The organism is Sphingomonas citri (assembly GCF_019429485.1).
GTDB lineage: Bacteria > Pseudomonadota > Alphaproteobacteria > Sphingomonadales > Sphingomonadaceae > Sphingomonas > Sphingomonas citri.
Window position 1 is genome coordinate 1 of sequence record NZ_JAHXZN010000022.1, and the last position, 8,268, is coordinate 8,268.

Consider the following 8,268-nt stretch of genomic DNA (forward strand, 5'->3'; position numbering starts at 1 on the left):
GCGGCGCTCACGCGCGCCACCAGCCGAGCCGCGGGTCGGCGAGCCAGCGCCGCACCAGCCCGCGCCCGCTCACCGCGACGCCCTCGTCGACCAGCTCGACCCGCGCGCCGGGCAGCAGCGCGCGCAGCCGCGCCGCGACGTGCGCCTGGGTCGCGGCGACGCGGCGCGCGGCGATCCGCTCCACCGCGCCGCTCACGCGCGCGCCTCCGCGAGCAGGCGCAGCGTCCGGTGCGGACGCCACAGCGCGGTCACCGCCGCGGGCAGCGGCGTCGCGCCGCCGCGGTCGGCGAAGAGATAGGCCGCGAGCAGCACCGCGCCGTGGCGCAGCGCCGCCGGCAGCCCCGCCCAGTCGCCCGCCAGCCCGGCGGTGAAGGTGATCTCGACCGGCGCGGCGCTGCGAACCCAGCCGGTGCCCTGCTCGTCGATGTCGACCATCGCGGCGGCGGGCGCCTCGACGTGGCGCACCGGGCGCGCCGGCAGCGGCTGCCACGCGGCGCGCGCGGGCAGCGCGGCGACCAGCGCGCGCGCGATCAGCACCTGGCCGAGGAACAGCTCGGCGGCGCCGAGCGCGGTCTCGACCAGCGCGAGCGCGAGCGCGTCGTCGTCGGTGGCGGCGGCGCGCAGCTCGGCGCGCAGCGCGGCCAGCGCGGCGGCGCGATCGGCCTCGCCCAGCACCACCGCGCCGGGCGCGCCGCTGAGGATCGGCATGACGGATCTCCTGATACGACGGAGGGGGGGGCCGGGTCGGCATTCCACCGATCCTCCCGTGGAAGGGAAGTGCGGGGCGCGACGGGGGGGTGTCACCGGTGGTGAGCTTCGAGGCCCCCACGACTGGCGACACCCCTCCGTCAGGCCTTCGGCCTGCCACCTCCCCTGCAAGGGAAGGATGGAGGCTCGTTCTCGGCGAGGGCGGGTGTCCACGAGCGCGCCGGTGCGTGGGCGGAGAGCCCCCTCCACCACGCTGCGCATGGCCTCCTCCCCGCCCCGTGGGGAGGGTCTAGCCCCTCACTTCTCCACGAACTTCAGCAGCTTGATCGCGTCGCTGTCGCTCACGCAGCCGGCCACGCGCCGCGTCGCGTAGAAGGTGACGAAGGGCTTGTTGCTGTACGGGTCGCGCAGCACCGCGGTGTCGCCGCGGTCGGCGATCAGATAGCCCAGCCGGAAGTTGCCGAAGGCGATCGCGGCGCTGCCCGCCGCCACGTCGGGCATGTCCTCCGCCTCCACCACGGGATAGCCCAGCAGCGTCGCGGGCTGCGCCGCGGCCAGTCCGGGCTGCCACAGGAACTGGCCGTCGCGCGTCTTCACCTTGCGCACCTGCGCGGCGGTGGCGGCGTTCATCACGAAGCACGCGCCCTGGCGATAGGGTGCGCGCAGCGCCTGGACGAGGTCGATCAGCCGATCGGCGGGATCGCCCGCGAAGCCGCCCGCCGCGCCGGTCGCGAGATATTGCAGCGTGCCGAACGCGCGCGCGCCGTCCGCCGCGGCGCTCGCCGGCGAGGTGAGGAAGCCGCGCGGCCGCCCCACGCCGCTGCCGGTGACGAAGGCGGCGCCCTCGGCCTTGGCGAACTCGGTCGCGATCTCGCCGGCGAGCCAGGCCTCGCTGTCGAACAGCGCGTCGTCGAGCATCGCCTGGCTCGCGCTGGGATTGGCGTAGAGCTCGCCGCCCGGCGGGACCAGCTCGTGGAAGGTCGGCGTCGCGGTGACCGGGCGCGGGTCGGTCTCGCCGGCCCAGCCCGCGGGCGTGCCGCCGCTGGTGATCAGCTTGCGATAGCCCGCGCTGCCGACCTGGACCACGTTGGCGATGGCGCGGATCGGGCTGCGGCTGACGAGCTGCGCGTCGATCGTGCCGTCGAGCTGGGTCGGGATCACCACCCCGCCCTGCTCGCCGGTGGTGCCGGTGAAGGCCTTGGTCTCCAGCGTGGCGCCGGTGCGGACATAGCGCGCGAAGGCGTCGTCGCCCTCCGGTCTCGCGCCCTCCAGCAGCGGGCGCGCGTCGACGGTGTCGGTCATGGTCGGTCTCCTTCTCGGTTGGAAAGCTGTGGCGGAGGCGCCGCGCCCGCGGGCACGGCCGGTGGCGGCGAGCGACGACGGGAACGCTGGAACGGTCGCTCCCCGCGTCCTCGCGGGAGCGTCACGACGGGGCCGTGCCGAGTGCGTCGAAGATCGGCGCCGCCGGGTCCTCCGCCCACCAGTCGACCAGTGCCCGCGGCTGCATCGGCACCGCGACGAGGCTGACCTCGACCAGATCGGCCGCGACGATCGCGCGGTGCGCGCCCTGGCGGACGACCCGCGCGCGATACGCCACCGAGAAGCCCGGCAGCGCGCCGCGCCGCACCGCGCGCGCCACCGCCGCGTCGTCGACCCGCGCCGCCACCAGCAGTCCGCACGCGTCCGGCGCGAGCCGCAGCAGCGCGCCCACCGGCGCGCCGCGGTGCTGGCACAGCAGCGGCACGAGCCGCGGCGCCGCGCCGAACACGCCCGCGCGGAGCACGTCGCCGGCGCGGTCGACGCGGTCCCACCATGCGGCATAGCCGCCGCAGCGCAGGCCGCCGCTCACTTGCCGTCCCCGCCGAGGTCGACGCCGAGCCGCATCGCCAGCCCGAGCAGCAGCAGCGCGCCGAGCGTGCGCGTCACCCAGCCGAGCAGCGCGCGCCACGCCGAGCGCTTCGCCGCGCGCCACGTCTGCAGCAGCTCGCGCAGCGCGGCGACGTCGCCCGCCGCGCCCGCGTCGGCCAGCCCGAGCCGGGTGAGCGCGCGCGTCGCGCCCAGCTCGCCGGCCTGTTCCGCCACCGCGCGCAGCCCGGCCGGGTCGGCGCCCTCGGCCGCCAGCTGCGCGAGCAGCTGCGCCAGCACCGCGGCGCTGCCCGCGTCGTGCGGCGCGCTCATCGCCAGTCCACCATCGCGCGCTTCTCCTCGGGCGAGAGGAAGTCCGCCGCCGCCGCCATCCGCCACAGCCGCTCGCGGTCCTCCGCCAGCGCGGGGACGCGGTCGAGGTCGACGCGCAGCGCCGCCTCGCCGCACCAGCGGGCCAGCCCGGCGCCGAGCCCGGTGAGGATCGCGTCGGCGAGCGGCAGCACGGTCAGCCGCCACAGAGCGCGATTGGCCTCGGCGTAATTGGCGTGGGTCGAGTCGCCGGGCAGGCCGAGCAGCATCGGCGGCACCCCGAACGCCAGCGCGATCTCGCGCGCCGCCGCCGCCTTGGTGCCGGCGAAGTCCATGTCGGCGGGGGTGAGGCTGAGCGGCTGCCACGTCAGCCCGCCCTCCAGCAGCAGCGGGCGGCCGGCGTTGCTCGCGCCGGCGAAGCCAGCGTCCATCTCGTCGCGCAGCCGGCGGAACTGGTCGGGCGAGAGCGCCGCGCCGTCGCGCGCGTCGTACACCAGCGCGCCGGAGGGCCGTGCGGCATTGTCGAGCAGCGCCTTGCTCCACGCCGCCGCGGCATTGTGGATCGCCACCGCGGGCGCGGCGGCGGCGAGGCAGCCCAGGCCGTAATGGTCGTCGAGCGGGTGGAAGCGGCGCAGGTGGATCAGCGCCTCGGGCGCGAGCCGCGTGGCGCGCGCGCCGACGCGGTAGAGGAAGGCGGCGGGCCAGCCGTCGGCGCCGAGCTCGACGCTCACCCGCTCGGGCCGCAGCGGGTAGAGCGCGGCGGGCGCGCCCGCGCCGTCGCGCAGCGGCTGGACGAAGGCGTTGCCGTGGAGCAGCAGCTGCGCCGCGACGGTCTCCAGCAGCCCGGGCGCGGCGACCAGCCCGCGCAGCGCGTCGTCGTCGCAGGCGAGCGGGGCGCTGGCGACGCTCTCGGCGACGAGCCGCACCGCGCGCTGCGCGATGGCGTTGCCGAGATAGCCAGCGCGCACCTGCGCCTCATAGCCCTGCGGCCAGACGGCGGGCGGCGGCGGCGCGGCGAGACCCGACGCGCGCGCGAGCGGTGGCCGCGCCGCCGCAGGGGCGGGCGCGGTCTTGCGGAACCAGGCCATGGGAGGGTCTCCTCGGATGATGGTGTCGGCGGCGGCGGCAGGCGGCAGGCGGCAGGCGGCGCGAGGTGTTCGGCTTTCGGCGTTTGGCGCTCAACGCACCGCGCTCGGCGTCCGGCGCTCGGCGACGATGTCGACCGAAAGGATCGCCTCGACGGCGCGTTCCCTCACCCCGGCCGGCATGGTGCGGCCATCCGCCGCACCCACCACTCAACCGTCAACCCCGCGCAGGCGGGGATCCAGACGCGCGGACCGTCGGGGGAGCCGCCACGTCAGCGCGTATGGGTCCCTGCCGCCGCAGGGATGACGAGGGAGCGGTCATAGCGACGTCAGGCGAGTCACGGTCGACGCGGCGCAGGTCCTGTTCCCGCCGTGACCGACGCAGAGGGGAACCGCGGCCCGCGCGTGGCCACCTACCGCCGCTTCAGCAGCGTCTCCACGCTGTCGTCGACGGTGCCGACCTTGCCCGGCTCGTGCCCCGCCTCTTTCTCCAGCGCGGCGCGGATCGCCTCGATCTGGCGGTCGGTCATATGCTCGATGCCGATGAACTCGCCGCGCGCGCGGTCGAGCGCGCGGATGAGCTCGTCGAGCTTGGCCTGCACCGCCGCGGCGTCGCGGTTCTGCGAGTTCTGGATCACGAACACCATCAGGAAGGTCACCAGCGAGGTGCCGGTGTTGATGATCAGCTGCCACGTGTCGGACCAGGCGAAGATCGGCCCCGTCACCGCCCAGGCGAGGATCGTCACCAGCGCCAGCGCGAACGTCACCGGCTGGCCCGAGGCGGACGCGATCCGGGTCGCGAGCGCGGCGAAGAAACGCTCCAACTTCATTGAGTTACTATCGCCCCCTGAACGGCGACGGGCAAGCTGTCGGTGATGGCGCCGCTGATCGGTCTCCTCCTAGGATGATCGCATATGTTGCTCAGCCCAGCGCGTGGGGGCCGGGATGCCTCCATAAGGATGGTGGACTGGGCGAAGCATGTCGGTAGCGCTCCAGTCACGGGAGGTGCGGTGATGAGCGGTGCGACGATGATCGAAGGCGGCTGCCTCTGCGGCGCGTGCCGTTATCGCACGGGCGCCGCGCCCCTCAACGTGCGCGTCTGCCACTGCCGCCGGTGTCAGAAGGCGACCGGTGCCGCTTTCTACGCGAGGGTCATGGTGCCCTTGGTCGGACTGACCATCGCGGGTCCGGTCGGATGGCTGCATGCCGACAGCGGCATCCGCCGCGGCTTCTGCACCCGATGCGGAACGACGCTGTTCTCCGAACGCCAGAGCGCCGGCACGATCGGCCTGTCCATGGGAAGCCTCGATCGACCCGAGCTGTTCGCGCCGACCGAGCACATCTGGACTTCCAGCAAGCAGGCGTGGCTCGTGCTCGACGACGGCAGGCCGCAATATCCCGAAGGCCCTCCGGCTTGATCGACCGGGCCGCTCGCGGTGTTCATCGAGGCGACGGTGCGACCATGACGCAGGGAGCCGCCGCTACGCCCGGCGTCATCCGCTCGGTACGCCCCCTACGCCGCGGACGTCGGGACGACGCCGCGCGCCCTCACAGCACCCGCACGCGCACCGCGCCGCCCTCACCCAGCAGCAGCGCGGTGAGCGCCCAGACGCAGGCGTCGGCGCGGTCGGGCGAGCGGCCCGGCCCCTCGTAGCCGCCACCCGCGACCAGCCCGGCGAGCTCGTCCTCCAGCGCGGGGAAGGCGCGCGCGTGCCACACCCGCCCGGTCTCGTAGAGCGCCGCCACCGGCTCGGCGCGCGCCGCCTTGCCGCGCGTCGCGTGCACTAGCCGCAGCGGCAGCGCGGCGTCGGCGGCGCGCAGCACCTGCGCCACCATCTCGCCGCCCTGGTTGGCCTCCGCCACCACGCGCTCGGCGGCGTGGCGCGCGGCGCAGGCGGCGACCGCGCGCGCCCAGCGCTCGGGGCTGGCGCCGGTCACGCTCGCGTCCTCGAGCACATAGCCGTGGCCGTCGCGCCCCAGCCCGGCGGCGACGATGCCGCAGGCGTCGCCCTCGCTGCCCGCGGGCGGGTCGACCCCGACCACCACGCGCACCAGCACCGGCACCGCGGCGGCGCGCTGGCGCTCGAGCAGCGCGCGCGGCCAGAGCGCGCCGGCGACGTCCTCGATCAGCTCGCCGTCGAGCTCCTGCCGGCCGAGCCGGGTCGCGCCATAGTGCGCCGCGACCGCGGCGACGAAGGCGCGCGGCAGGTGCGGGTTGTCGCGCGTCCGCCCGCGCGTCACCGCGGTGTCGGGCGCGGCGGCGAGCCGGCGCAGCAGCGCGGTGGCGCGCGGCGTCGTCGTCACCAGCGCGCGCGGCGACTCGCCGAGCCGCAGCCCCAGCATCAGATTGTCCCACGCCGCCGCGCCGCGCCATTTGCCGAGCTCGTCGGCCCAGGCGAGATGGTGCTCGGGGCCGCGCAGCCCCTCCGGCGCGGCGGCGGAATAGACCTGCGCCACCGCGCCGCCGTCGAAGCGCAGCTCGCCCAGGCTCGGCCGCCACACCGCCCCGCCGGCGTACCGTGCCACCGCGAGCAGCCCGCTCGGCCCCTCCACCATCACGCGCCGCGCGTCGTCCTCGGTGGCGCCGACCAGCGCGATCCGCGCCTCGGGCCGCGCGCGCGCCATCGCGGCGACCCACTCGGCGCCGGCGCGGGTCTTGCCGAAGCCGCGCCCGGCCTGGATCAGCCACACGCGCCAGTCGCCGTCGGGCGCGAGCTGCCCCGGATGCGCCCAGCTCGCCCAGTCGGCGACGAGCGCGCCGCGGGTCGCCTCGTCGAGCTCCTCGAACACGGGCGCTGCCGCGGCGGGATCGAACCAGCGCAGCGCGCGCAGCGAGCGCGTGAGCGGCGCGGTCATGCCCACACCCGCGGGCGCGGCGCGGCGGTGACGTCGGGCGGCGGCGGTTCGACCGGGCAGGCGGAGCGGCGCGCACCGTCGCGGGCGTCGAACGCGGCGGGCGGGGTGTCGGGGACGAGGTGACCGGCCGCGACGGGCGGCGCCGCTCGCGGCGGCGCGGCCGAACCGACCGCCCCGACCGGGGTATCGACGGCGGAGCGCGTCCCCGATCCTTCCGGTGCGCTCGACCGCGCGGGCCACGCTTCGTCCGCCGCCGAGCCGATCGCGGGGCCGGACGAGTCCGCGGGCATGGGCCACCCCGCGTTCGGCGGACCTTCGTGGACGCGTCCGCGCCGTTCGCCGGACGAATCCCGTCCCCGTGGCGCCGAGAGCCCGGCGATCGTCCGTTCGTGCTCCCGCGCACGCGGCAGCCCGGGAGGGCTGGACGTCGCCCGTCGTTGGTCTGCTTGGCCCTGGCTTCCCGCGTGCGCGGGGAGACCATGGGCGGGAGGAGCGGCGGCGACGCTGTCACAGCGCGCTCGCGGCGGCGGGGACGCAGGATCGAGCCGGACCCCGACGTGCGGCGCTCGCGTCTCCCGGGCTCCCGCGGGGGCGGCAGAACGGGATGAGTCCGGCGCCGCCTCCGTCTCGGCCGCGGTGGCAGCAACACGGTCGATGGCCGGAGCGGCGCGCGCGTCGGAGCCTGCGCCCCCGTTCGTCGTGTCCGCGTCGACTCGCGCGTCGGAATCGACGTCCGGGGCGGCGCCGGCGCCTGCGTCCGCCGCGTCCGCGCCGAGGTCGGCGTGGCGGTCGGCGGGCGCGGTGGCCGCCTCCTCCCGCTCGTCCCAGTCCGCCGCCGCCGCGCGCTCGAACGAGTCGACCTCGGCCGCCGCCGCTGGCGACACCGGGGCGCGACGGACGCCCGGGGTGACGCCGGCGTAGAGATTCAGCCGGCGCGCCAGCTCGGCCCCGGCGGGACCGAGCGGGTGGCGCTGGCGGCGCGCCGCGCGCGGCGGCGCGACCGGCACGGCGCCGGCGGCGGCGGCGCGGTGGCGATCGAGCAGCGCCAGCGCGGCGGCGAGGTCGAGCGGCGTCTCGCGTTCGAGCAGGTGGCGCAGCGCCTCCGCCTCGAGCCGCTCGTATCCGATCGCGAGCGCGTCGCGCCAGGCGGCGGCGAAGCGCGCGCTGCGCCGCCGCAGCGCATAGGCCGAGACGAGCGCGACGCCGACCGACGCCGCGGCGCGCGCCGGACAGCCGAGCATGGCGAGCTGGTCGAGGAAGCTCGCGCGGGTGGCGGCGTCCAGCGGGGTCGCGCGCGCCGCGCCGCCGGGGGCGGGCGTGGCGGAGGCGGCGGCCGCGGGCGCCGCGCGACCGGCGGCCGAGCGGTCCGCGCCGCGCGTGGCGGACGGAGCGGCCTCGCCCTCCGCGCGGGCGGCGGGCGCACGCGCGCGCGCCGCCGCCCCGT

At 77.1% G+C, this 8,268-nt stretch carries 10 protein-coding genes; 1 reads left to right on the forward strand and 9 read right to left on the reverse strand.

The window, feature by feature from the left end; all coding sequences use genetic code 11:
- Positions 1 to 7: 7 nt before the first annotated feature.
- From KZ820_RS21560 to KZ820_RS21590, 7 genes are all read right to left on the reverse strand, one after another.
- The gene (locus KZ820_RS21560; protein ID WP_219750865.1) at positions 8 to 196 is read right to left on the reverse strand and encodes a hypothetical protein; all 189 of its coding nucleotides are present in this window, start codon (positions 194 to 196) and stop codon (positions 8 to 10) included.
- Positions 193 to 708 carry a head-tail connector protein gene (locus KZ820_RS21565; protein ID WP_219750856.1) on the reverse strand — a complete coding sequence of 172 codons (516 nt, stop codon included), beginning with the start codon at positions 706 to 708 and terminating at the stop codon, positions 193 to 195. Before KZ820_RS21565 ends, KZ820_RS21560 begins: the two co-directional genes overlap by 4 nt.
- Before the next feature lie 297 nt (positions 709 to 1,005).
- The gene (locus KZ820_RS21570) at positions 1,006 to 2,010 is read right to left on the reverse strand and encodes a phage major capsid protein (protein WP_219750857.1); all 1,005 of its coding nucleotides are present in this window, start codon (positions 2,008 to 2,010) and stop codon (positions 1,006 to 1,008) included.
- A gap of 121 nt (positions 2,011 to 2,131) precedes the next feature.
- Positions 2,132 to 2,557, reverse strand: a complete 426-nt coding sequence (locus KZ820_RS21575) for an HK97 family phage prohead protease (RefSeq protein ID WP_308462306.1) — start codon at positions 2,555 to 2,557, stop codon at positions 2,132 to 2,134.
- Entirely contained in the window at positions 2,554 to 2,886 is a 333-nt protein-coding gene (locus KZ820_RS21580; RefSeq protein ID WP_219750858.1) for a DUF6127 family protein, read from the reverse strand. The genes KZ820_RS21575 and KZ820_RS21580 overlap by 4 nt, the downstream gene beginning before the upstream one ends.
- Positions 2,883 to 3,971, reverse strand: coding sequence for a phage portal protein (locus KZ820_RS21585; RefSeq protein WP_219750859.1), 1,089 nt, complete (start codon positions 3,969 to 3,971; stop codon positions 2,883 to 2,885). The genes KZ820_RS21580 and KZ820_RS21585 overlap by 4 nt, the downstream gene beginning before the upstream one ends.
- Positions 3,972 to 4,381: 410 nt before the next feature.
- A complete protein-coding gene (locus KZ820_RS21590; protein ID WP_219750863.1) occupies positions 4,382 to 4,792 on the reverse strand; it encodes a low affinity iron permease family protein in 411 nt (136 codons plus the stop codon).
- A 189-nt stretch (positions 4,793 to 4,981) separates the two neighbouring features.
- Here KZ820_RS21590 and KZ820_RS21595 point away from each other — a divergent pair, with 189 nt between their 5' ends.
- Positions 4,982 to 5,386, forward strand: a complete 405-nt coding sequence (locus tag KZ820_RS21595; RefSeq protein WP_258048418.1) for a GFA family protein — start codon at positions 4,982 to 4,984, stop codon at positions 5,384 to 5,386.
- A 130-nt stretch (positions 5,387 to 5,516) separates the two neighbouring features.
- Here the strand turns inward: KZ820_RS21595 and KZ820_RS21600 are convergent, their stop codons facing one another.
- Complete coding sequence (locus KZ820_RS21600) at positions 5,517 to 6,824, reverse strand: DNA-packaging protein (RefSeq protein ID WP_219750860.1); 1,308 nt, start codon at positions 6,822 to 6,824, stop codon at positions 5,517 to 5,519.
- On the reverse strand, positions 6,821 to 8,268 hold a 1,448-nt coding region (locus KZ820_RS21605; protein ID WP_219750861.1), incomplete at its 5' end, for a hypothetical protein. The genes KZ820_RS21605 and KZ820_RS21600, both read right to left, overlap by 4 nt.